General features: G+C 67.7%; 21 protein-coding genes. 6 read left to right on the forward strand and 15 right to left on the reverse strand.

What is annotated here, in order from left to right:
* Nucleotides 1-4: 4 nt before the first annotated feature.
* The gene (locus tag FHS74_RS10210) at nucleotides 5-388 is read right to left on the reverse strand and encodes a response regulator (RefSeq protein ID WP_184800065.1); all 384 of its coding nucleotides are present in this window, start codon (nucleotides 386-388) and stop codon (nucleotides 5-7) included.
* A 254-nt stretch (nucleotides 389-642) separates the two neighbouring features.
* Nucleotides 643-2598, reverse strand: a complete 1956-nt coding sequence (locus FHS74_RS10215) for an FUSC family protein (RefSeq protein ID WP_184800067.1) — start codon at nucleotides 2596-2598, stop codon at nucleotides 643-645.
* 148 nt (nucleotides 2599-2746) lie between these two features.
* Between FHS74_RS10215 and FHS74_RS10220 the strand changes: the two genes are divergently transcribed.
* Both FHS74_RS10220 and FHS74_RS10225 read left to right on the forward strand, forming a co-directional pair.
* On the forward strand, nucleotides 2747-3655 hold the full coding sequence (locus FHS74_RS10220; RefSeq protein WP_184800069.1) for a LysR substrate-binding domain-containing protein: 909 nt from the start codon (nucleotides 2747-2749) through the stop codon (nucleotides 3653-3655).
* A gap of 8 nt (nucleotides 3656-3663) precedes the next feature.
* On the forward strand, nucleotides 3664-4572 hold the full coding sequence (locus FHS74_RS10225) for a LysR substrate-binding domain-containing protein (RefSeq protein WP_184800071.1): 909 nt from the start codon (nucleotides 3664-3666) through the stop codon (nucleotides 4570-4572).
* Nucleotides 4573-4729: 157 nt separating this feature from the next.
* Here FHS74_RS10225 and FHS74_RS10230 read toward each other — a convergent pair whose 3' ends face one another.
* The 4 genes from FHS74_RS10230 to FHS74_RS10245 all read right to left on the reverse strand — a co-directional run bounded on the left by FHS74_RS10230 (nucleotide 4730) and on the right by FHS74_RS10245 (nucleotide 7873).
* On the reverse strand, nucleotides 4730-6160 hold the full coding sequence (locus tag FHS74_RS10230; protein ID WP_184800072.1) for an efflux transporter outer membrane subunit: 1431 nt from the start codon (nucleotides 6158-6160) through the stop codon (nucleotides 4730-4732).
* Between the two features lies 1 nt (nucleotide 6161).
* Nucleotides 6162-7109, reverse strand: a complete 948-nt coding sequence (locus FHS74_RS10235) for an efflux RND transporter periplasmic adaptor subunit (protein WP_184800073.1) — start codon at nucleotides 7107-7109, stop codon at nucleotides 6162-6164.
* A complete protein-coding gene (locus FHS74_RS10240; RefSeq protein WP_184800074.1) occupies nucleotides 7106-7297 on the reverse strand; it encodes a DUF1656 domain-containing protein in 192 nt (63 codons plus the stop codon). The genes FHS74_RS10235 and FHS74_RS10240 overlap by 4 nt, the downstream gene beginning before the upstream one ends.
* A 216-nt stretch (nucleotides 7298-7513) precedes the next feature.
* The gene (locus FHS74_RS10245; protein ID WP_184800075.1) at nucleotides 7514-7873 is read right to left on the reverse strand and encodes a hypothetical protein; all 360 of its coding nucleotides are present in this window, start codon (nucleotides 7871-7873) and stop codon (nucleotides 7514-7516) included.
* 307 nt (nucleotides 7874-8180) lie between these two features.
* On the opposite strand from FHS74_RS10245, the gene scpC reads away from it, so the two are divergent.
* Nucleotides 8181-9698, forward strand: a complete 1518-nt coding sequence (gene scpC, locus FHS74_RS10250) for a succinyl-CoA:acetate CoA-transferase ScpC (protein WP_184800076.1) — start codon at nucleotides 8181-8183, stop codon at nucleotides 9696-9698.
* Nucleotides 9699-9782: 84 nt separating this feature from the next.
* On the opposite strand, the gene FHS74_RS10255 is transcribed toward scpC, so the two are convergent.
* The gene (locus FHS74_RS10255; protein WP_184800078.1) at nucleotides 9783-10685 is read right to left on the reverse strand and encodes a cell envelope integrity EipB family protein; all 903 of its coding nucleotides are present in this window, start codon (nucleotides 10683-10685) and stop codon (nucleotides 9783-9785) included.
* Between the two features lie 353 nt (nucleotides 10686-11038).
* On the opposite strand from FHS74_RS10255, the gene FHS74_RS10260 reads away from it, so the two are divergent.
* Nucleotides 11039-11716: a GGDEF domain-containing protein gene (locus FHS74_RS10260; protein ID WP_246463043.1), complete on the forward strand. Its 678-nt coding sequence runs from the start codon at nucleotides 11039-11041 to the stop codon at nucleotides 11714-11716.
* Between the two features lie 164 nt (nucleotides 11717-11880).
* Here the strand turns inward: FHS74_RS10260 and FHS74_RS10265 are convergent, their stop codons facing one another.
* The 8 genes from FHS74_RS10265 to FHS74_RS10300 all read right to left on the reverse strand — a co-directional run bounded on the left by FHS74_RS10265 (nucleotide 11881) and on the right by FHS74_RS10300 (nucleotide 20124).
* Nucleotides 11881-12360 (reverse strand): DUF1579 family protein, encoded by a 480-nt coding sequence (locus tag FHS74_RS10265; protein ID WP_184800080.1) that lies wholly within the window; start codon nucleotides 12358-12360, stop codon nucleotides 11881-11883.
* Between the two features lie 27 nt (nucleotides 12361-12387).
* Complete coding sequence (locus tag FHS74_RS10270; RefSeq protein WP_211106216.1) at nucleotides 12388-15357, reverse strand: M16 family metallopeptidase; 2970 nt, start codon at nucleotides 15355-15357, stop codon at nucleotides 12388-12390.
* A gap of 520 nt (nucleotides 15358-15877) precedes the next feature.
* Entirely contained in the window at nucleotides 15878-16957 is a 1080-nt protein-coding gene (locus FHS74_RS10275) for a WD40 repeat domain-containing protein (protein ID WP_211106217.1), read from the reverse strand.
* The gene (locus FHS74_RS10280; protein ID WP_343066899.1) at nucleotides 16950-17312 is read right to left on the reverse strand and encodes a toxin-activating lysine-acyltransferase; all 363 of its coding nucleotides are present in this window, start codon (nucleotides 17310-17312) and stop codon (nucleotides 16950-16952) included. Before FHS74_RS10280 ends, FHS74_RS10275 begins: the two co-directional genes overlap by 8 nt.
* 23 nt (nucleotides 17313-17335) lie before the next feature.
* Nucleotides 17336-17614, reverse strand: coding sequence for a type II toxin-antitoxin system ParD family antitoxin (locus FHS74_RS10285; protein WP_184800084.1), 279 nt, complete (start codon nucleotides 17612-17614; stop codon nucleotides 17336-17338).
* Between the two features lie 163 nt (nucleotides 17615-17777).
* On the reverse strand, nucleotides 17778-18188 hold the full coding sequence (locus tag FHS74_RS10290; RefSeq protein WP_184800086.1) for a c-type cytochrome: 411 nt from the start codon (nucleotides 18186-18188) through the stop codon (nucleotides 17778-17780).
* On the reverse strand, nucleotides 18188-19540 hold the full coding sequence (locus tag FHS74_RS10295; protein WP_184800088.1) for a cytochrome C: 1353 nt from the start codon (nucleotides 19538-19540) through the stop codon (nucleotides 18188-18190). The genes FHS74_RS10290 and FHS74_RS10295 overlap by 1 nt, the downstream gene beginning before the upstream one ends.
* Before the next feature lie 8 nt (nucleotides 19541-19548).
* Nucleotides 19549-20124 carry a cytochrome b gene (locus FHS74_RS10300; RefSeq protein WP_184800090.1) on the reverse strand — a complete coding sequence of 192 codons (576 nt, stop codon included), beginning with the start codon at nucleotides 20122-20124 and terminating at the stop codon, nucleotides 19549-19551.
* 295 nt (nucleotides 20125-20419) lie between these two features.
* On the opposite strand from FHS74_RS10300, the gene FHS74_RS10305 reads away from it, so the two are divergent.
* Nucleotides 20420-20662, forward strand: a complete 243-nt coding sequence (locus FHS74_RS10305; RefSeq protein ID WP_184800092.1) for an antitoxin — start codon at nucleotides 20420-20422, stop codon at nucleotides 20660-20662.
* The gene (locus FHS74_RS10310) at nucleotides 20659-21048 is read left to right on the forward strand and encodes a PIN domain-containing protein (protein WP_184800094.1); all 390 of its coding nucleotides are present in this window, start codon (nucleotides 20659-20661) and stop codon (nucleotides 21046-21048) included. The genes FHS74_RS10305 and FHS74_RS10310 overlap by 4 nt, the downstream gene beginning before the upstream one ends.
* Nucleotides 21049-21193 lie beyond the last annotated feature (145 nt).

The following is a 21193-nucleotide window of genomic DNA, read 5'->3' on the forward strand; positions in this document are numbered from 1 at the left end:
CAGCCTAATCCAGAAAGCGCCGAACTGTCCGGATGAAAGTGGCAACCGAAATGGGTTTGGCGATGTAATCGTCACAACCGCCCTCCCGGATACGCTGCTCGTCCCCCTTCATGGCGAAGGCCGTGACAGCGATGACCGGAATGTTTCCAAGCTCTTGATCCTCCTTCAACCAGCGCGTCACGTCCAGACCGGAAAGCTCCGGAAGCTGTATATCCATAAGTATAAGATCCGGACGGTGTGTCCGCGCCAGTTCCACGGCCATGCCACCATCGCGGGTCTGCACCGTGCGATAGCCGTGCGCCTCTAGCAGATCGTTGAAGAGCTTCATGTTGAGCTCATTGTCCTCGACGATGAGGACACATTTTGCAGGGGTGGCGACCGTGGCCATAAAGGGGTCCGTGGCGAAGTGGCGGCTACACTAGAGTACAAGCCGGACGGGCACAACCATCGTCGGGCCTATCTTCGGGCTATTCCCGTCCTGGTTGGCGCGTCGTCGCCATTGCGATATTCCCCATGTATAGCCTCAGGGCTACCCCCATGGTCCCCCGGCTTACCCCAACAGGTAATCCGAAAGCGGGCCTTTACCAGGGTAAATCGGCATGGCGCCGAAACAAGGGGCCGGATGCGGGCGATCCCTGAAACTCAGACCGCCTCGGCGATCCGGTGGCACCAGGCGGCAAGGTCCAGCAAGCGGCGCCGCGTGGGCCCTTTGGCAAGCGCGCCAGCGGCAACCAGCCGGCGGGCGGAGCGCGCGGCGAAGGCGGAGAGCCTGGCCGGGTCGTCGATCAGACGGCCCACCGCCCGCACCACCAACTCCCCCTGGCGGCGATGATCGGGCGGCAGGTCCGGCACCGCATGGCGCATGGCGATCAGGGCCCGGCCCACCGCCATGCGGGCCCGCGCCCGCGCCAACGCGTCCCCCCCATCCGGATCCCATCCCACCAGACGCGCCAGCCGGTGATGATGGCGGTAGTTCCACGCGGCCGTCGCCGGCACCGGCCCCGCCGTCAAGGCGCGCACGCTGGCGGAAAAGCTGGCCAGCAGGCGCCGCACCTCCCCCCGCCCATCCACCGGCAGAACCAGCCGGTAGGTCGCCACGATCCAGACGGTGGCCATGACGACGGCGCCGGCGGTGTTGAGATACCCCTGCAAGTCGAACGCCATGGGATTGGTGGGCGCCACCAGGGTCAGGAACAGCATGGGCAGGAAGGTGCCGAAATCCCCGCGCCCAGGCCGCTGGGACAGCAGTGTGGAGATGAAGATGAGCGGGGCCAGCACGCAGGCCAGCCCCCAGAACTCCGACACCGCCGGCAGCAGCAGGAAGGTGACCGGCAGGCCCAGCAGCGCGGCCCACAGGGCGGCGCGGAAAGCCTGGAGGCTGACCGCCCCGGGGTTGGCGCGGCTGGCCAGAAGGGCGCCGAAGACGCTGGTCCAGCTGACCATGGTGGCGCCGGCCGGCCATTCGGTCGCGACCCAGAAGCCGGCGGCCAAGCCCACGGAGATCAGGGTGCGCAGGGCGGCGATGGCGGCGCTGCCCCAGGGCCCGTCGGCCGGCTCCGGCAAGGTGAAGGCCAGGGGCCGCGACGGGTCGCGGGCGATCGCCACCTGCACCATCAAGTCCAGCCCGGTGCCCAGTTGATGGGCCGCCGCCAGCGTCCTGGCATCGCCGGACCGGTGCGCCAGGCGCGTGGCCGCGCGCAGGCGGCGGCGGGCGGCGGCGGCCACCGTGCGGAAAGCCGCCCCATCGCCCCCGGCCAGATGCTCCAGGCAGGACAGCAGGGGCGCCGTGGCGGCGGGCAGCACCCCCAAGGCCCGCCGCATGGCGTCGGCATGGTCCAGCAGACCGAACAGGGCGGAGGCCGCCACCCGCGCACCGTCGGCCTGGCGCCGGAAGGCGGCCGACTCCACGGCGGCATAGGTGGCCAGATCGTCCAGCCCCTGCAATTCGGCCCACAGTCCCCGGTGCCGGCCGGCACCGTCCCCCTGGCTGACGTCCCGCGCCACCGCGCCGGCCACGGCGGCGGTCACCCGCGCGACACGGCTGTCCAGCCGCTGGGCCGCCGTCACCGGCCACACCACGCCCGACACCGCCATCTTGGCCAGCACGCCGACCACGATGGCGGCGACGCGGGCGGTGGCGATGTCAAAGGTGCGCAAGGGGTCATCCACCGCGCCCAGGGCCACCAGCGCCAGGGTGTAGCCGGCCAGGACCGCGGCGTAGGACCGGAAGCGGCGCAGACGGGACGCCAATGCCACACACCCCGCCAGCCAAAGCGCGTAGAGCAGCAGGAAGGCCTCCGGCGACTGGCCGAAGCCCGCCATCAACGCCAGGGCCGCCCCCGCCCCCACCAAGGTGCCGGCGATGCGCCAGACGCTTTTGGCGATGACGGCGCCGCTCATGGGATGGCTGACGATCAGCACCGTCACCGCCGCGGTCTGCGGTCCCTCCAACTGTAACGCGTAGGCGAGGTAGAGGGCCAGCAGGGCGGCCACGGCCGTGCGCAAGGCATGCCCCAAGGCGCCCAGGCTGGGAAACAGGGACATGACGACGGCGGGGACGGGCCCAGGAAGGGCCACGGGGATGGACAGAGACGGCAAGGGGACGCCCAGGGGCTGAGACGGCGGCCCGCCCATGAGCGAAACGCCAAGCAGTTCATCGATTATCAGGGTGCACCACGCCCATGCCCACGGTCCAATATATCGCCCAGTCATTTTCGATATCCAAAACCGACAGGACGCGCGCGCCGTGGACATCCGCCATCTGCGCTATTTCACCGCCGTCGCGGAGGAACTGCACTTCACCCGCGCCGCGGAAAAGCTGGGCATCCGCCAGCCGCCGCTGAGCCAGCAGATTCAGCAGCTGGAGCGGGAGATCGGCAGCCCGCTGTTCCATCGCCTGTCGCGCGGCGTGGAACTGACCGCCGTGGGCGCGGCCTTCCTTCAGGATGCCAAAGCCATCCTGGCGCAGATCGACCGGGCCCTGGCCTCGGCGCGGGAGGTGGCGCGGGGGGAAAAGGGGCGGCTGCGCCTGGGCATCAGCATGTCGGTCACGGCCCACCCCTGGGTCGCCCGGCTGATCCGCGACTATCGCGCCCAGCACCCCGGCGTGCAGGTGGCACTGCAACTGAACGACTTCGGCCAGTTGACCGACGCCGTGCGCGATGGCGCCCTGGACGTGGCCCTGGTGCGGGGCCGGACGGCGGAGATACCGGGCCTCACCCCCTATACCGTGGTCGAGGAGAAGCTGATGGCGGCATTGCCCGCCGGCCATCCCCTGGCGGACCGGGACGCCATCGACCTGGCGGAACTGGCGGATGAGGATTTCCTGCTGATCTCGCGCAGCGCCGGGCCCAATGTCTACGACATCATCATCGCCGCCTGCCGCACGGCGGGTTTCAGCCCGCGCATCGTGCAGGAGGTTCCCGCCTTCCCGCCGCTGCTGAACCTGGTGGGCGCCGGCCTGGGCGTCGCGCTGGTACCGGACAGCCTGCGGACCATGGGCCTGGAAAGCGCACGCCTGCTCAGCCTCAAAGGCGGTTACGACTCCGCGCCCATCATGCTGGTCTACCGCACCAACGAAGGCGCCGCCGCCGTGCGCAACCTGGTGGCCCAGGCCCGCCGCGCCGCCGCGCGCCCCCTCCCCGCCAAGCCCTGAGGCGTGTCATGCTGGAACTGAAACTGCTGCGGTCCTTCGTCCTGCTGGCGGAAGAGCTGCATTTCGGCCGGGCGGCGGAGCGGTTGCACATCGTGCAGCCGGCCTTGACCCAGCAGATCCAATCGCTGGAACGCCAGATCGGCACGCCGCTGCTGAACCGCACCCGTGGGCGCATCAGCCTGACCGACGCCGGCGCGCTGGTGCTGGCGGAGGCGCGCAAGACGCTGGAGCAGGCGGCGCGCACGGAAGCCATCGGCCGGCTGGCCGGCCGGGGCGAGGTCGGGCGGCTGGAGATCGGCTATGTCGGGTCCGCCGGCTTGAGCGCGCTGATGCCGGCGCTGCTGCGCGATTTCCGGGGCAGCCACCCGGGCGTGGATCTGGCCCTGGCGGAAATGGCGGTGGGAAACCAACTGGCGGCGATATCGGCCGGCACCTTGGACCTGGGCTTCATCCGCCTTCCCCCCCTGAGCCTGCCGTCCGGCATCGCCGTCCTGCCCCTGGCGCCCGAGGGCTTGGTGGTGGCGGTGCCGGCGGACCATCCTCTGGCCGCGCTGGAGGCCGTCCCCGTCGCCCGCCTGGCGGCGGAGCCGATGGTGCTGCACCATCCGGCCAGCGGGGCGGAGCTGCGCAACCAGATCGACGATCTGTGCCGGCGCCACGGCTTCAGCCCCCAGGTGGTGCAGGCGGTGCCCCAGGTGGCGCTGACCATCCGCCTGGTGGCGGCGGGCCTGGGCATCTCCCTGGTGCCACAGACCACCACCTGGCTGACGGTGGCGGGCGTGGTCTACCGCCCCCTGGCCGACGGCGACGCCCGCTATGAACTGGCGCTGGCCTATCGCCAGGACGACCCGGCGCCGGCGGTGCGCGCCTTCCTGGCCCTGGCCGAAAAGGTGGTCCACCCTAACAACGGCATTTGATCGTGACCGGTCAAATGCCGTCCCTCAATCGCCGGGCGCGACCATCCGGTCGCTTGGCTTCCTTGCTTTCCAGTCCGCTCCGCTCCCCGGAAAGCTCCGGCGCCCGCAGTCGCGGGCTACAGCGGCACGAGTCGGAATCTCGTGCCGCTGGTATTGGCTAGTCCCCTTCCTTGCCGTCGAGATCCACGCCCTGCCAGCCGCCACCCAGCGCCTTGTACAGGGTGATGACGTGTTCCACCCGCGCCAGGCGGCTTTCCGCCTCGCGGTCCTCCGCCTGGTAGGCTTGGCGCTCGCTGTCCAGCACCTTCAGGAAGTCGGTCAGGCCGGCGCCGTAAAGCCGCGTGGCATGGTCCAGCGCCTGGGCCGCGTCGTCGCGGGCGGCGGCCAAGGTCTGCTGCCGCCGGGTTTCCGTCTGATAGTTGACCAGCGCGTCCTCCACATCGCGCAGCGCCTCCTTCACCGTGCGCTCATACCCGATGCGGGCGGCCTCGGCCTCCGCCTTGGCCATGGTCACGCGGGCGTCGTCGCGGCCGCCATTGTAGAGGGGCCCCGTCACCTGGGCGCCCAGGGAATAGGTCAGGCTGGCCAAGCTGAACAGTTTGCCCAAATCCGCCGCCTGGGGCATCAGGGTCAGGGGGATGGCGAAATGGGGCAGCGAGGCGGCCATGGCGACGCCGATGCGGGCGTTGGCGGCGGCATAGCGCCGGTCCGCCCGGCGGATGTCGGGGCGGTTGGCCACCACCTCCGACGGCAGGGACACCGGCAGGCTGGCCGGCACGGTCAGCGGCGGGGCCGGCCGGGACAGGTCCGCCTCCAGGTCGCCCGGATAACGGCCCAGCAGGATGGCCAGGGCGTGGCTCATACGCGCCACCATGGCCTCCAGGGGCGGCGCCGCGGCCTGCACCGTTTCCAGCTGCGCCTTGGCTTGCGAGACGTCCAGCAGGGTGCCCAGGCCGCGCTGATAGGCGCGTTGCGCCAGGTCCAGGGCCTTGGCCGCGACGGTGATGTTATGGCGCGCGATCTCCAGCCGCAGCTGGGCCGCGCGCAGGCGGGCGTAGTCGGTCGCCACCTCCGCCAACAGGCTGACCAGCACGGCGCGCCGCCCCTCCTCCGTCGCCGCGATATCGGCGTCGGCCGCCTCCACCGCCCGCCGGGTGCCACCGAAGACGTCGATCTCCCACGTCGCGTCCAGCTCCGCCTGCCAGGTATGGTAGCTGCCGATACCCGCCGGCCAATCCACGCTCTCACTCGATCGTTGCAAGGCCGGATCGATGCCGAGGCGGACGTCGGGCAGATCGGCGGCATGAGCGACGACCCGGGCCGCCCGCGCCTGCACCAGGCGCTGGCGGGCGATCTTCAGATCCTCGTTGCCGGCGATGGCCGCCTGGACCAGGCGGCTGAGGGTGGGGTCCTGGAAACTGTCCCACCAGGCCCGCATGGCCTCGACACCGGCGGCGGGCGGCAGCGCCTCGGTCCAGCCTTGGGGCAGGTCGTCCATCGCCACCGGCTTGTAGTCGGGACCGGCGACGGTGCAGGCGGAAAGGCAGCCGCCCAGGAGGAGCGCCATCAGGATTTCGCGGCGGATCATGTCAGATCCTCGATTCCAGCCGGGCCAGGGCGCGGTCCAGCAGGCTCCGGGGCCGCCCGGCCTCCTCCCCCACCGACACGGTGCAGGTCATGCCGGCGGCCAGGACGATGCCCGCCGGGACGGCGTCGATGCGCACCCGCACGGGGATGCGCTGGGCCAGCCGCACCCAGGTGAAGACTGGGTTCACGTCCTGCAGGCCATAGGCGTTGGGGGCGCTGTTGCGGTCGTTGATGCCGCGGGCGATGGTCTCGACATGACCGGCCAGGGGGCTGGCATAGCCCATCAGCTTGATGCGGGCGGGGTCGCCCTCCTGGATGCGGGCCAGCTTGGTCTCCTCGAAATAGCCCGAGATCCAGAAGCTGTCGGTGTCGATGACCGCCACCCGGGGCTGGCCCACGGTGGCGTAGTCGCCCACCCGCAAGCGCAGATTGGTGACGTAGCCATTGACCGGCGCGCGGATGACGGACCGCTCCAGGTTCAGGTTCGCCAGGTCCAGCGCCGCCGCCGCCGCGTCCAACTGGGCCGAGGCCACGCTGGCGGTGCTGCGGAAACGTTCCTGTTCGGCATCCGACACCACGCCCGCCAACCCCTGGCGGCGCTGGGCGTCGCTGCGCTTCAGCGCCTGTTCGTCCCGGGCGGCGGCGACGGCGGCCCGGGCCTGGGCCTGGGCAATGCGAAAGCGCACGGGGTCGATGACGAACAGCACGTCGCCCTTGCGCACCAACTGGTTATCGTGGACGGGAATGTCGACGATGGTGCCCGCCACCTCCGGCGCCACGTCCACCACCTCCGCCCGCACGCGGCCGTCCCGCGTCCACGGCGCCAGCATGTAGCGCTGCCACAGGGCGCCGATCAGCAGGATGGCCAGCGCCACCATGGCCAGGGTGGCGGCCCCCCGGCCCAGGGCCCGCAGCAGGGGCCACCGGGCATTCAGCCAACCCGCCCTCATAGCAGCACCAGGCCGGACAACAGGATGGAAAACAAGGCGGCCTCGAACAAGGCGGGGTGCCAGACCACGCGCCAGAAGCCCAAGGCGCCCAACAGGCCGCGCAGGGCCAGGAACAGGGCCAGCGCCGCGATGCCATAGCCGACGATGGGGGCCATGAAGATGCCGGCGACATCCAGTTCGGCGAACACGAGAGGAAACCTCGGTGGAAAGGAAAGGAAAGGAAAAGAAAAGGACGTGGCCGCAGACCACGTCCTTTTCTGTGCCGTGGCGTGCCCGACGACCCGATGGGAGGGGGAAGCCGGCGGGCGCTGCCACGACCGGGGTGGGGGAAGCGGAACCGGATCTACCGCCCATCCCCACCCCAAAGTCTTTGGGGAGTATCCCCGTCAGTGGGCCATCCCCATTTAGTTGGCCATCAGGGTCTGCTGCGTCAGGGCGGCGTCCAGGTTGTCGACACAGGCCGAGAACGCGGACGTGCCGGGGGTGACGCCGGCCTGGGCGCAGGCCTGCTGCTCACGGCCCACCTGGGGCGACACGGCCTGGGCGTGGCCGCCCTTGGCCTGGGTCAGCACGGCGGTACAGGCGGCGAAGTCGGCGTTGGCCGGATACAGGCCCATGGCCTGGCACGCCTGATGAACGGCCGGCGTCACCACCACCTCGCCACCCGCGGCGGCACAGGCCGACAGGGGGATCGCCACGACCAGCACGGCGGCGGCGGCGAAGGGGGCGGCGGTACGGGCGGACTTCTTCAACAGCGCGAACATTCAAACATCTCCGTCAATCAACCGGGCCGCGTCCTGTGAGGTCCAGCGCCTTCAGTCGGCGCGGTCGTTGGTGAGACGAACTATGCGCCCGGCTGTTGCGGTGCGTCTAATATATGGATGGTATGTTTTCGATATCTAAATCATATGGCATGACGATCAAAATCCGTGATCGTCAGGCGCTTGAGAAACTATTGGAGGGCAAGCGGCGCAGGCCCCCAAATATTCAGTGCCCACACCCCAAAGGGGCCACAATGACCAAGGGTTCTTGGCCACCCCTCGGGAGAGGTGACGAACAACGGACAAGAACATGGTTAGAGAGCGAATTCGCCTGAGCAGCCTGCACGACCGCATCATGAGCGCCGATCAGGCGGCCAGCCTGATCCAGGATGGCATGACGGTGGGCATGAGCGGCTTCACCCGGGCCGGTGACGCCAAGGCCGTCCCGCTGGCCTTGATCGCCCGCGGCAAGGCCGAGCCCCTGCACATCAACCTGCTGACCGGCGCCTCCCTGGGCAACGACCTGGACGGCATGCTGGCCGACGCCGGCATGCTGAAACGCCGCCTGCCCTTCCAGGCCGACGCCCGCCTGCGCGCCGCCATCAACCGGGGCGAGGTCATGTTCATCGACCAGCACCTGTCGGAGATGGTCGAGCAGCTGCGCTCCGGCGCCTTGGGCCACCTGGACTGCGCCGTCATCGAGGCCACGGCCATCACCGAGACGGGCGCCATCGTCCCCACCACCTCCGTCGGCAATTCCGCCAGCTTCGCCATCCTGGCCGAGCGGGTGATCGTGGAGATCAACCTGGCCCAGCCGGCGGAGCTGGAGGGGCTGCACGACATCTACATCCCCAAGCGCCGCCCGGCGCGCGAGCCCATTGAGCTGACCAAGGCGTCCGATCGGGTGGGCACCCCCGCCATCCAGATCGACCCGGCCAAGATCGCCGCCATCGTGGTGACCAACCAGCCGGACAGCGCCACCACCCTGCAGGCCCCCGACGCCGACACCAGCGCCATCTCCCGCCACCTGATCACCTTCCTGGAGCGGGAGGTACTGGCCGGACGCCTGCCCCGGCATCTGCCGCCGTTGCAGGCCGGCATCGGCGCCATCGCCAACGCCGTGCTGTCCGGCCTGAAGGACAGCCCCTTCACCGATCTGGAGCTGTACAGCGAAGTGCTGCAGGACAGCGCGTTCGAGCTGTTCGAGGCGGGCAAGCTGGCCTTCGCCTCCGCCTCCAGCATCGTGCTGACGGCACCGATGATGGCCAAGGTCATGCCCGCCATCGCGAACTACCGCGACCGCGTCATCCTGCGCCCGCAGGAGGTCAGCAACCATCCCGAGGTGGTGCGGCGCCTGGGCCTGATCGCCATCAACACCGCCATCGAGTGCGACATCTACGGCAACGTGAATTCCACCCACGTCAACGGCACGCACATGATGAACGGCATCGGCGGCTCGGGCGATTTCGCCCGCAATGCCCAGCTGTCGGTCTTCGTCACCAAATCGCTGGCCAAGGACGGCCGCATCTCCAGCATCGTGCCCATGGTGACGCACGTGGACCATACCGAGCATGACGTGGACGTCATCGTCACCGAGCGCGGCCTGGCCGACCTGCGCGGCCTGGCCCCGCGGGAGCGGGCGCGGGCGATCATGGAGAACTGCCTGCACCCCAGCTATCGCGACCAGATGGCGGACTACGTGCGCCGCGCCGTCGCGCGGGGCGGCCAGACCCCGCACATCCTGGAAGAGGCGTTCAGCTGGCACACCCGCGCACGCGAGACCGGCAGCATGCTGGCAGCACCGGCGCAGGAGGCCTTGTCCGCGTAAAAGCGGCCGACGCCGTCAAAGGGGTCGACCGGAAAAAGCCCGGTTCCAACAATGGGACCGGGCTTTTCTTTGCGCGCGACAAAGTCAGCAGGCGGGCTTGGGCAGGGGCTCCAACGCCATCAACTCGGCCCGCACCTTGAAGTCGCCATAGTCGATCAGCATCGACTGCACGATGCCGTTGTCCATCAGCATCATGGCGGTGTCGTAGTCGGGCAGCGCCTGCTGCTCGTCATTGGGGAAGAACGCCAGGTGGACCGGCCAGGCCTTGTCCTTGTGCAGGGCGGCCACGACGATGGCGTCCTTGGCCAGGGGCTTGGCCTTGCCGATGACGGCCGACACCGGCCCCGCCTCCTCCGCCTCCGACCCGTCGAAGACGGGGCGGACATAGACGGGCGCATCGCCATGGCGGGCCTGGTCGATCAGCAGCAGCGTATGGGCCGTGGGGAAGACGGTGCCGGGCGCCAGCTGGACATCCTGCGGCTTCGGCTTCTCGAAATGGGCCACGCCACCGTCCTCGCCGGACAGGGTGGCCACCCCCTTCATCTCCTCATCCGGCTGGCCGGTGGTCTGCTTGCGGACGTTGAAGCGGTAGACGCTGCCGTCCTTGGCCTCCCACGTCGTGTAGCTGGTGGTCATCTCCTGGTCGTCCGCCTCGGAATAGAGGAAGCGGATCTGGAAGCGCTGTTCCGTCGTCCAACCGCGGCAGACGTCGTTCCAGGCGAAGTTCATGGCGCCGACCACGCCGGTGACCCGGCTGCCTTCCTTGGAAGAGGCCAGCGTCAGGCGGTAGGCCGCGCGGTGGGGCGACATCTGGGCGCCCAGTGCCGCCACCGTGGCCGCCATCGGCCCCCCGGCGGAAGGGGGGCTGACGCCCGGTGTCGCCGCCGGCGAAGGAGCCGCCGCCGGGGTCGTGGCCCCCCAGGAGGCCGCCGGCAGAGCCAGCGCGGCCAGGGAGGCCAAACCCATGCTCACCAGACGTGCGCGCATTCTTCTCGTCACTCTCGCTACCTCGATCCGGGTGTCACCATGAATCCGGCCCGACCCCGGGACCCCAGCATGCCGTGTCCCGGGGGCCGCCGCCAAGCATCTTGTCGTCGCGGGGGCATACACCGGCCGTCCCCCTGGTGATACGGCCGGCCGCCGGCGACCTTGTCGGCGGCCGTGAGGGGCAGACATTGCCGATGGGGTCTGCCGAAAGGGGGTCGGCAGAAATTGCCGCATGGGGCCCCTTCCCCCCTCCTGCAAAACGCGAACCCTGATATTCCAATAGCTTAATGCGCGGCATGGGCCTTGCGAACTCCCCCACGCGTCACCCCCGACGCCCAAACGGAGTAGCGCCCATGACCCCGCCGGACACCGCCCTGCCCCTGATGCCCGCCATCAACCTGACCCTGCCCCGGGGCCAGATGCCGGTCGGCCTGCGCGGCCCGGAGGCGGCGGCCAGCCTGAACCAGCTGCTGGTGCAGGAAATGGCCATGCGCCTGGCGGACGCCGAACGCATCATCACCGAGCAACGCGACCGCATCGATTACCTGGAAACGCTGAGCACCACGGACGAGCTGACCGGCCTGCTGAACCGCCGCGGCTTCCAGGTCGCCTTCCGTCGCGAGCTGGCGGGCGCCCGGCGCGGCGGCCGGGGGGGCGTGCTGGTGATGGTGGACCTGGACGGCTTCAAGCGCATCAACGATGTGCACGGCCACCAGGCCGGCGACGCCTACCTGCGCGTGGTGGCACGCACCCTGGCCGACCATGTTCGCGCCCAGGACGTCGTGGCCCGCCTGGGTGGCGATGAATTCGCCGTGCTGCTGACCCGGGTGGCGCCCGACCAGGGCAGGGCGCGCGCCGAGGCCTTGTCGCACACCTTGCACCAGGCGGCGCTGGACTGGCAGACCCACACCCTGCCGCTGAAGGCCAGCTTCGGCTGCCAGGCCTACGGCGCCGACGACCGCGAGGACGAGGTGCTGCACCGCGCCGACGTGCTGATGTACCAGACCAAGGCGGCCAGGAAAGCGGCGTAACGCCGCCGCGGGCTATAGCCGGCTGCGTTTAATCGGAACCGCAGCCGGCTATAGCTGAGTCTGTCCGCGAGCAGCTTCACGCCCAAAGGCGATTCCACCTTTGGGCGATCTGCTCTAGTCTTGGCGCTACGGAAAAGAGCGGCGCGCATGAACCGGGAAAGGCCTCACCCCTCCCGACGGTAGGTGCCTTTCAGGAAGGGTGTCCAGGTCAGGCCGCCGTCGGTGGAGCGGTCGATGGCGGTTTCCATGTGGTCGGGCACCGGCCACCAATAGCGATGCCGGGCACGGCCGCGCGGCGAGGTGCGGATGAAGGTGAAGCCCTCGCCGCCCGGCTCCCCCGCCCCGTCCACCGGCCCCCACAGGCCGGGCGCCGGCGTCGCCGGCACATAACCCATGTCGTCGAACCAGAACAGCAGGTAGACCGACACGTCCGGGTCCCAGGTCAGAACGCCGTGCGCGGTGAAGCCGCCGTCGGCGCCCCGGTCCAACGCGTAGTCCAGCAGCAGATGATGGTCGTTCAGCGCGGCGCGCACGCTCATGGCCCCCGCGCCCATGCCGCCCGCGCCGAACGGGCTGGGCAGGACGCCGTCCGTGCCCGTCCAGTCGCCGATGAAGACGGATAACCGCCGCATTTCCTCATGCATGGCGTCTTCCCACTCCCGGGCCCGCCCTCAGGGCTTCTTGGCCTCGGCCTTAGGTTCCGCCTTGGCGTCCTTGGCCTTGGCATCCTTGGGGGCCGGCTGCTTCAGACTGCCGCTGTCCAGGTTCAGCTGGGCGGCGGGAATGACCTCCACCTTGGGGTACTTTTCCCTCAATGCCGCCAGGAATTGGGCGCTGTCGCCCACCACCACCAGGCTGGTCTGGGCGGGCGCCAGGGTGCGGGCGGCGGCGCGTTGCACCTCCGCCGGCGTCACGGCCTGGACGCGGGATATGTAGCGGCCGATCTCCGCCAGGTCGACGCCCTGCAAGGCGAGCGAGCCCACCAGGCTGGCCACCCCCTGGGTGCGTTCCACCGTGCGGCCGAAATTGCCGATCAGCACCGCCTTGCGGCCCGCCAGTTCGGTCTCGCCCGGCGCCTGGGCGCCCAGCTTGCCCATCTCCGCCATGATCAGGCCGGCGACCTCGGGGGCGGAGGGGTTCTTGGTCTGGGTGCTGGCCACGAACGGCCCCGGCACGCGACGGAAATCCAGGGCCGAGCCGGCGCCGTAGCTGAGGCCCCGCTTAATGCGGATTTCCTGGTTCAGGCGTGAGGAATAGCCCACGCCCAGCACGGCGTTGGCGACGGAGGCCGGGTAGTAGTCCGCGTCCGAGCGGGCCAGGCCCGGCCGTACCACCAGCACCGCCGCCTGGCCGGACTTGGGCAGGTCCACCACCACGGCGCGGCCGGCCGGTTGGGCGGGCGAGGCCGGCAGCGCCGGCAAGGCCGCCGCCGGCTTGGCCCAGCCACCGAACAGCTTTTCGGCCAGCGCGAAGCCCTGCTCCGCCGTCAGCGGGCCGGCCAGCACCAGGGTGGCGTTGTCCGGGCGCCACCAGGTGTGGTGATAGGCGACCAAATCCGCCGGCTTCAGGGCCGTCAGCGATTTGGGCGTCCCGGTCAGCGGGTGGCCGTAGGCGGCATCCGCGTACAGCACGCGCGGCCCCACCAGCTTGGCGAGGCCCGCCGGGTCCTTCAGCGTGACGGACAGGCCGTCCAGCGTCTGGTGCCGCTCCCGCTCCAGCTCCTCCTTCTGGAAGGCCGGGTTGCGGGCCACGTCGGCGAAGATCTCCAGGGCGGGGGTCGGCACGTCGGCCTTGACCAGCAGCGACAGTTCCGACCCGTCCCAGCCGGCGGCGGCGGTCAGCGTGCCGCCCAGCGCCTCGACATCGCGCGCGATCTCCGGCGCCGTGCGCGTCTTGGTGCCCTTGGTCAGCACCGCCGCCGTCAGTGACGCCGTGCCGGGCAGGCGCGCCGGGTCCACCGCCCCGCCGCCGCCAATGCGCAAGCTGGCCTCGACCAGCGGCACGCCATGCGTGGGTGCCACGATGACGCGCAGGCCGTTGGCCAGGCGCTTTTCCACCGGCTGGGGCAGCACGGCGTCCACGGCTGGGCCGGCGGTGGGCGGGGCCTGGCGCTGGTCCGCCGGGGCGGGTTCCACCACCTTCAGATCGGCCGGCACCACCAGGGGGGCGGCGTCGATGGTGGCCGAGGTGGCGACGGTATCCGTGCCCTTCTCCGCCGCCCCTTGGGACTCGCTGGCAGCCGGAACATAGCGGACGGAAACCTTGGTCTCCGGCTTCAGCCAGGTGGCGGCCACCCGTTTCACGTCGTCGGCCGTCACCGCCTGGATGTCGGCCAGCAGGCTGTCGGCGCGCTTGGGATCGCCGAAGATGACGGCGGCGCGGGCCAGCAGGCTGGCGCGGCCGTTGGCCGTCTCCCGCTCCGTCAGCTCATCCGTCACCAGCTGGTTGCGGGCGGCGGCCAGCTCGGCCTCCGTGACACCGTCCTGGGACACCTTGGCCAGTTCGCCCAGCAGGGCCGTCTCCCCGGCCTCCGCCGTGGCGCCGCCGGCCAGGATGGCACCGATGGCGTAGGCGCCCGGCTGCTGGTTGACCTCCTGGAAGGTGAAGACCTGGCTGGCCACCTGCTTCTCATAAACCAGCGACTGGTTCAGGCGGCTGCTGTCGCCATGGCCCAGGATGCTGTCCAGCACGATGAGGGCCGGCAGGTCCTTGTCCGTCGCCTTGGGGAAGGGATAGCTCAGCAGCACGGCCGGCAGGGGCGCGTTGGCCTCCGTGACCGTCAGGGTCTGGGCGGTGGTGCGCGCCGGTTCCACCGCCGTGACGCGAGGGATGGCGGTGGCGGGGTGGGTCAGGGGGCCGAAATACCTGTCGACCCAGGCGTCCAGCTCCGCCGGCTTGAAGTTGCCCACCACCACCAGGGTGGCGTTGTCCGGCCGGTAGTAGGTGGCGTGGAAGGCCTGCACATCCTTCAGGGTGGCGGCGTCAAGATCCTCGATGCTGCCGATGCCGGGGCGGCCGTAGGGGTGCACCTTGAAGCTGACCTGGGGGAACATGAGGTAGAACAGCTTGCCATAGGGCTGGGCCAGCACGCGCTGGCGCAGCTCCTCCTTCACCACGTCGCGCTCGGACTTGAAGTTCTCCTCATCCACGACGAGGGAGCCCATGCGCTCCGCCTCCGCCCACAGGATGCGCTCCAGATGGTTGGCGGGCACCGTCTCGAAATAATCGGTGTAGTCGGCGTTGGTGGAGGCGTTGTTGTAGCCGCCGACATCCTCCGTCAGGCGGTCGAACTGCTCCGCCGCCATGTCGCGCGTGCTCTTGAACATCATGTGTTCGAAGAGATGGGCGAAGCCGCTGCGCCCCTTGGGATCATCCTTGGACCCGACGCTGTACCACACCTGCACCGACACGGTGGGGGTGGAGGCGTCGGGCAAGGCGATGACCTTCAAGCCATTGGCCAAGGTGCGCGTGGTGAACGCCAGCGGCGGCACCGACACCTTGCCACCCACTGCGCCCCCCGGCACCTCCGCCCCCGGCACGATGGGCGTATCCGCCCCACCGCCCGCGGCGAACGCCGGCAGGCTGGAGCAAAGCGCGGTCGTCAGGGTCAGGGCCGCGAGGGTGCGGGTGAAGCGCATCATGGGTGCCGTCTTCCTTCTTGGGACACGAGGCCTTGGGACACGAGGCGTCCGGCGCGGGACGCCCGATAGGACCTGGATCCTACATAGCCCAAAAGCGGAAGCAAGCGGCGGGGTATTTGGTTACAACGCGGTAACGGGATGCCCGGGGGAGACGAAGAACGACGAGAGCACGCACGGCCACTAGGCGCATGGGACGGTGATTGAGGGCTCCAACCTGATCCGGGCGAGGTGGAGCTGACCAATGCCGAGGTGCATGACAGTCAAGCGGACCGTAACAAGCCGCTGACCTCGGCGCAACTCCGGTTGAACAAGGGGGTGTCGCCGGTCCGGGCGGGTGTGGAGCAGGCGTTCGCCACCATGAAACGTAACTATGGGTATCGGGGTGCCAGCTATCGCAATAGGTGTCATCCGCACCTGATGTGCCATATCGGCAGGACTTTTCGCATAAACGGCAGTGCTTATATTTAGAAAGTACTGAGTCAACGGATCAGCCATATCATTTTTTCTGATTTTACTTATATTAATTGCGCTTCATTAAAATAATGACCCGACTTGTAGTCGTTACAGCAATAAGTTCTCCTGAACTAGATATCGAAGTTACTTGTCGTTCACGAGGCAGTATATCTCCATCATATAACTCACCATGTTCGCCGACTAACTTTACCGCTCTCTTCTCGACGCCACCAATTATAATTGCACTATCACGACAACACCAACGAATTGCGGTCACTCCAGAAAGCCCAGTAGCAAACTCAGTACTCAACTCATTTTCATTAATATCAAATATAATTACTGATGGGCCTGCCTTTCCAGGCCACATATGGTAATTCAAACCAATTGCTATTTTGCTATCATCTTCCTTTATCGAAAGATGACTAAAAGGCGTTGCATCGTATTTGTTCCTCAAAATTGGTGATATTTTTTCCGATTTATCTAAATTAATAATGAACAGCTCACCAAACGTCATTACGGCTATTTTATTAGATGAATGGAAAAATCTAATGGATTTCACGACACTCCTTTGCATCGGCGGATCCAGCATTTCTTCATATTTTAAAACTCTCCAGTCGTCCGTACTATATATGGTAATTCCACTTCCACTAACTGACGAAACTGCAAATAATTTCGCGTCCCGGGACAGGTCACAATCCCCGGTTTGCAATTTATCATAGGCACCATTTATTATGGGCTTTTCTATTTTTCTTATTAAATGACCATCATCTTTATCCCAAAGAGCCAAATAATATTTTTGTTCATCGCTAGAGTTAGGAGCAAGTGCGGTAATAATGTTGTTGTCATTTGAGAAAAACAAACATCTCGTTTGATCGCCGCCAGTCCGATGAAACTTACTTATCATTTTCCAAGTATCTGTGCTCCATACGGTCACGGTTGCGGCTCCATCACTCAAAATCGATAAAAATTTTCCATCCCGACTCCATGAAGCAGTCGTAGATGCAGGAAGATCAATCTCTTTAACCACATCAAAATTTGAACTCTTAGTTGGTTTTTCCCCGGATTGCACCTTATTCACGGAAATTACTCGGAGCAATATTATGAGAATGACAATAATCATCGCCCAAAAGGCGAGGAACCTAATCATTTACACCCCCCGCCACCTCCTCCGCCTTCCGCTCCCCCGCCTTGGGATCGGTCTGCTGCAGCTTGAAGGTCTTGCCCTTCAGCGCCGTCTGGCGCAAATCGTCCAGTATACGGGGAGCTAGGAGGTTTTCCGCCATGGTGGTGGAGGCCACCAAGTCGACGATCCAGCAGCGGTCGCCGGACTTCCAGTCGCCCACCTGGGGCCGGCCGCCGCCGGTCAGGCGGCCTTCCGCCTCCTCCGACAAATAGGCGGCCCCGGTGGCCACGCCCACGGGCTGGTTGCCATCGCGGTAGATGCGGTAATGCTCCGCCAGCAGGGGCGGCATGACCAACCATTCCAGGTCGGCCAGCTTCACCGGGTGATGCAGCGACGACTGGGTCAGCAGCCAGACGATCTCGCATACTCCCCATTCCCGACTTCGCCCGCCTCGGCCTTCACGTCAGCCCAGATGTCCAAGACAGTCTGGCCGCTGATGCCGTCCGCCTCGCCCTCTTCCAGGGCCATGCGAAGGGCGGCGAGTTTGGATTCGCGTTCTTCCAGCAGGCACCAGCCCGCCCGCGTGACGGCGCTGGCGGTGCCGTAACGGCCTTGCGCGACCTGCGTTTCCACGAAGTGGGTGAAATGCTCGCCTGAGCTGACCGACGTGTTCTTGGCCATGAACCACACCTCCAGCGCGCACCTTACCAAGGATTAGTACCGCGCGCACCGTCGGCCACGAAAAGTACGCCCCCCCCCCCAAGCATCACCTGTCATCCCATGGGCACGTGACCGGGGAGGCTGAGCGACTGGCGACGCCGGTGCCCCAATCACTTGCGCCCCATCACTTGTGCAAGGTCGCCAGGAACGCGATCAGATCCGCCCGCTCGCCCGGGTCCTTGACGCCCTGGAACTTCATCACCGTTCCCGGCATGGCGGTCTTGGGCGCGGTCAGGTAGGGGTCCAGCGTGTCGGGGGACCACACCCAACCGGCGTTGCGATTGGCGTCGGAGTAGGCGAAGCCCTCCACCGCCCCGGTCCGCCGGCCCATCAGCTCGAACAGGTTGGGCGCGCTGCGCGAACCGCCGCCGGCGCGGGTCGTGTGGCATTCGCTGCAATAGTTGTCGAACAGGTCAGCACCCCGGGCGGCGTCGGCCGCCCGACCCGCCGCCGGCAAGAGGACCGACAGCGCGGCCACTACCAGAACCCGGATCAGGCCCCGGCCCCGCCGGCCGGTGAGGAGGGAACGCGCCATCAGAAAGCCAACCATGTCAGGAGCCACAGCGTGTTGTTGTCGGAGGCGTTGCGGCCGGCGCCGTCATAGTTGCTGGTGGCGCCGTTGAACTGGGTGTAGCCGGTATATTGCAGCGCCAGGCGCAGGTTGGCCCAGGGCGCCATCCAGGACTCCGTCTTGCCGAAGGGCGTCCAGTCGGCCTGCAGGATGTAGCCGCTGGAGTTCGGCTTGCCGTTGACGCTGCCCGCCAGGGGATCCGATCCATAGAGCGTGGCGTCGCCGGACCCGGTGCTGCGGAACACGCCGGCGGTCAGGCCGTAGGTCTGCTGGAAGTAGTAATAGGTGTTGAGGCGATAGCTGTTGAGGTGGCCCGATGGGGTGTCGGCCAGCCCCAAGGCCACGCTGGCCGGCAGGGACCGCGTCTCCAGGATGGCGGTGGCATTGGCCCCCAGGGTGTGGTTGCGGTTGGGATGCCACTGATAGCTGGCGTCCAGGCCCACATCGGTATAGCGGTCGGTGCTGGCGCTGCGGTCGTTGTTGGGGAAGACATGGGCCGAGAGACCGAAGGCGCCCAGGGCGGCCGAATGCTGCAGATCCTCGTATTGCAGCGCCACCCGGCCATAGGGTGCCGTGCCGTTCACCACCTGCCCATCGGCGATGCCTACCCCCAGAGTGTTCAGCGGCCCGCCGCCCAGGGAGCGATAGCCCCCGAACTCGACATAAACCAGGTCGGAGAACAGGCCATAGGCCGTCATGCCCACCACCCGCTGCGCCAACCCGCCCTCGATCAGCGTGGACGCGGCGGGATGGGGCGCCAGCTTGGCGGCGGCATAGGGGAAGCCCCAGGCGGGCGTGGTGTTATAGGGATCGGACACGGTGGGGCTGTTGTTGACCGACAGGCCCAGGATGCTCTCCAGCCCGGCCAGGGTGGCCTCGCGCCCATAGCGCACGTCGGTGTTGTCCCAGGAGATATGGTGGCCGACACCATCCCAGGTGGTCTGCGAGAAGACGCCCAGATGGTCGTAGATCCGGCCGGCGACGAAGACGCTGACCTGATCCACGGCCACGTCATCGTTGGCGCCGAAGCCCGGGGCGGCGCCGCCGTCCTGCCCCTGCGCCGTGTGGGTGAGCGACAGCTCGGCCATGCCGGACACCAGGGGGAATTGGCGGTCGGCCTGGCCGTCGGCATAGCCGGTGAGCTTGAAGGCGCGGCCGTGCGCGTTCAGCTGCGGGCCGAAGCTGCCGACATGGCAGGCGCTGCACGCCTGGCCGGTCTGGTCGGAGAAGGACGGGACGGCGCGCGCGGGCGCCGTCATCAGGGCGCCCGCCACGATGACCAGCAGGGCAAGCGGCGGCATGAGGGGGGATGACATGGACAGCCTCACGATTCGGTGACCGGGGAAGAGGCGGGGAAGCCGCGGCCGCGCGGACGCATGCGGTTCAGCGTGCCGTCCTTCAGGATCAGGGCATGGCCGATGGCGGCGCCGGCGTGCAGGCCGACCAGCGCCAGCAGGGCCCAGGACAGGAAGGCGTGCGCCAGGCCCAGCCATTCCGCCCGCTCCGCACTCTTGGCGATCAGGACCGGCAACGGCAGCCAGCCGAACAGGTCCAGGGCGCGCCCCCGGGCGGACGCCAGCAACCAGCCGCTTAACGGTTGCAGGAACAGAAGGGCATAGAGCCCGCCATGGACCAAACCCGCCAGCGCGTGTTGCCACGCCGGCATTCCCGGCACCGGCGGCGGCGCCGGTCGCGCCAGCCGCAGGCCCAACCGGATGGCGGACAGCGCCATCAGGACCAGGCCGACCAGCCGGTGCCAATCCAGCAATAGCCGCCGCAGGGCGGCGTCCTCGATACCCTCCCGAATCCATGCGGTGGCGAATAGCGCCATCACCAGCGCGGCACCGGCCCAATGGACGTAAATTTGCGCCGCGCTGTACGCGCGTCGATGAACCACCATCACCCACCCCGCCATTGTCATGGTCACGATGGTGCGGCGCGGAATTCCTACCGCACCGCACCCATGAACGCGCCCACCCTAAGGGTCCGGTGTGTGGAGTTGTTTGGAGTTGCCCCCCTGCCCCGTCGAGTGTTTTGCAGGAATCCGGCCCCATGGCGCAGGCGTTCACAGCGCCGGTGGCGCGCACCGGGCGGGCTTTCGCGTCACGCGGCAGTTCCTGGGGCCGAAGAGTAGCCTCCCTTGCCGAGCGCACTCCTTTGGTATATCTTTTTGATAGATATCAAAGGAGGATGCCATGGATACCGCCAAGCTCTTCTGGTCCGGCCGATCACAGGCCGTGCGCCTGCCCAAGGACTTCCGGTTCGAAGGGGAGGAAGTGCGCATCCGCCGTCACGGCAACGCGGTGATCCTGGAACCCATCGCCAACAGTTGGGATTGGCTGGTGGAGGTTACCGGCCCGGTGGATGAGGACTTCGCGAAGGCGGCCACGGAACGGCCCGATGATCAGAGGCGCCCAGCCCTGGATTTCTTCGAGTGAAATTCCTGCTGGACACCAACGCCGTCATCGCGGTGATGAAAGGACACGCCGCTTTCCTGGATCGGATGCGGCAGTACCGGCCGGAGGATTTCGGCCTACCCGCCATTGTGGCGCATGAGCTTTATTTCGGGGCCGCCAAGAGCCAGCGCGCGGCGGAGAACATGGCACGCGTTGAGGCCTTGCGTTTCCCCGTCCTGGACCTCGACCGGGAGGACGCCCGCCAGGCGGGCCTTATCCGGGCGCACCTGGCGGCCGCCGGCACGCCCATTGGCCCCTACGATGTGCTGATCGCCGGGCAGGCCCTGGCTCGCGATCTAACCCTGGTCACGCACAACACGCGGGAATTCCTGCGGGTGCCGGGCCTGCGCCTGGAAGACTGGCAGTAGGGCGGCCGCCCGTCTCGGCCTTCACCACCGCCACTCCCGCTCCCGGAATACCAAAGGTCGGCGTCTTCCAATGACGCCCATAAAAGAGCGGGCGGCGCCCCGAAGGACGCCGCCCGCCTTTACACTCCGCCTCGCGAAGAAACCC

This window comes from Nitrospirillum iridis, from assembly GCF_014205765.1.
GTDB classification, from domain to species: domain Bacteria; phylum Pseudomonadota; class Alphaproteobacteria; order Azospirillales; family Azospirillaceae; genus Nitrospirillum; species Nitrospirillum iridis.

Bases quoted from the DNA above. Each gene is read 5' to 3' on its own strand.
- FHS74_RS10210 (WP_184800065.1), bottom strand. From the start codon at position 388: ATGGCCACGGTCGCCACCCCTGCAAAATGTGTCCTCATCGTCGAGGAC.
- FHS74_RS10225 (WP_184800071.1), top strand. From the start codon at position 3,664: ATGCTGGAACTGAAACTGCTGCGGTCCTTCGTCCTGCTGGCGGAAGAG.
- FHS74_RS10230 (WP_184800072.1), bottom strand. From the start codon at position 6,160: ATGATCCGCCGCGAAATCCTGATGGCGCTCCTCCTGGGCGGCTGCCTT.
- FHS74_RS10235 (WP_184800073.1), bottom strand. From the start codon at position 7,109: ATGAGGGCGGGTTGGCTGAATGCCCGGTGGCCCCTGCTGCGGGCCCTG.
- FHS74_RS10245 (WP_184800075.1), bottom strand. From the start codon at position 7,873: ATGTTCGCGCTGTTGAAGAAGTCCGCCCGTACCGCCGCCCCCTTCGCC.
- scpC (WP_184800076.1), top strand. From the start codon at position 8,181: ATGGTTAGAGAGCGAATTCGCCTGAGCAGCCTGCACGACCGCATCATG.
- FHS74_RS10255 (WP_184800078.1), bottom strand. From the start codon at position 10,685: ATGCGCGCACGTCTGGTGAGCATGGGTTTGGCCTCCCTGGCCGCGCTG.
- FHS74_RS10260 (WP_246463043.1), top strand. From the start codon at position 11,039: ATGACCCCGCCGGACACCGCCCTGCCCCTGATGCCCGCCATCAACCTG.
- FHS74_RS10265 (WP_184800080.1), bottom strand. From the start codon at position 12,360: ATGCATGAGGAAATGCGGCGGTTATCCGTCTTCATCGGCGACTGGACG.
- FHS74_RS10270 (WP_211106216.1), bottom strand. From the start codon at position 15,357: ATGATGCGCTTCACCCGCACCCTCGCGGCCCTGACCCTGACGACCGCG.
- FHS74_RS10275 (WP_211106217.1), bottom strand. From the start codon at position 16,957: ATGATTAGGTTCCTCGCCTTTTGGGCGATGATTATTGTCATTCTCATA.
- FHS74_RS10285 (WP_184800084.1), bottom strand. From the start codon at position 17,614: ATGGCCAAGAACACGTCGGTCAGCTCAGGCGAGCATTTCACCCACTTC.
- FHS74_RS10290 (WP_184800086.1), bottom strand. From the start codon at position 18,188: ATGGCGCGTTCCCTCCTCACCGGCCGGCGGGGCCGGGGCCTGATCCGG.
- FHS74_RS10295 (WP_184800088.1), bottom strand. From the start codon at position 19,540: ATGTCATCCCCCCTCATGCCGCCGCTTGCCCTGCTGGTCATCGTGGCG.
- FHS74_RS10300 (WP_184800090.1), bottom strand. From the start codon at position 20,124: ATGGTGGTTCATCGACGCGCGTACAGCGCGGCGCAAATTTACGTCCAT.
- FHS74_RS10305 (WP_184800092.1), top strand. From the start codon at position 20,420: ATGGATACCGCCAAGCTCTTCTGGTCCGGCCGATCACAGGCCGTGCGC.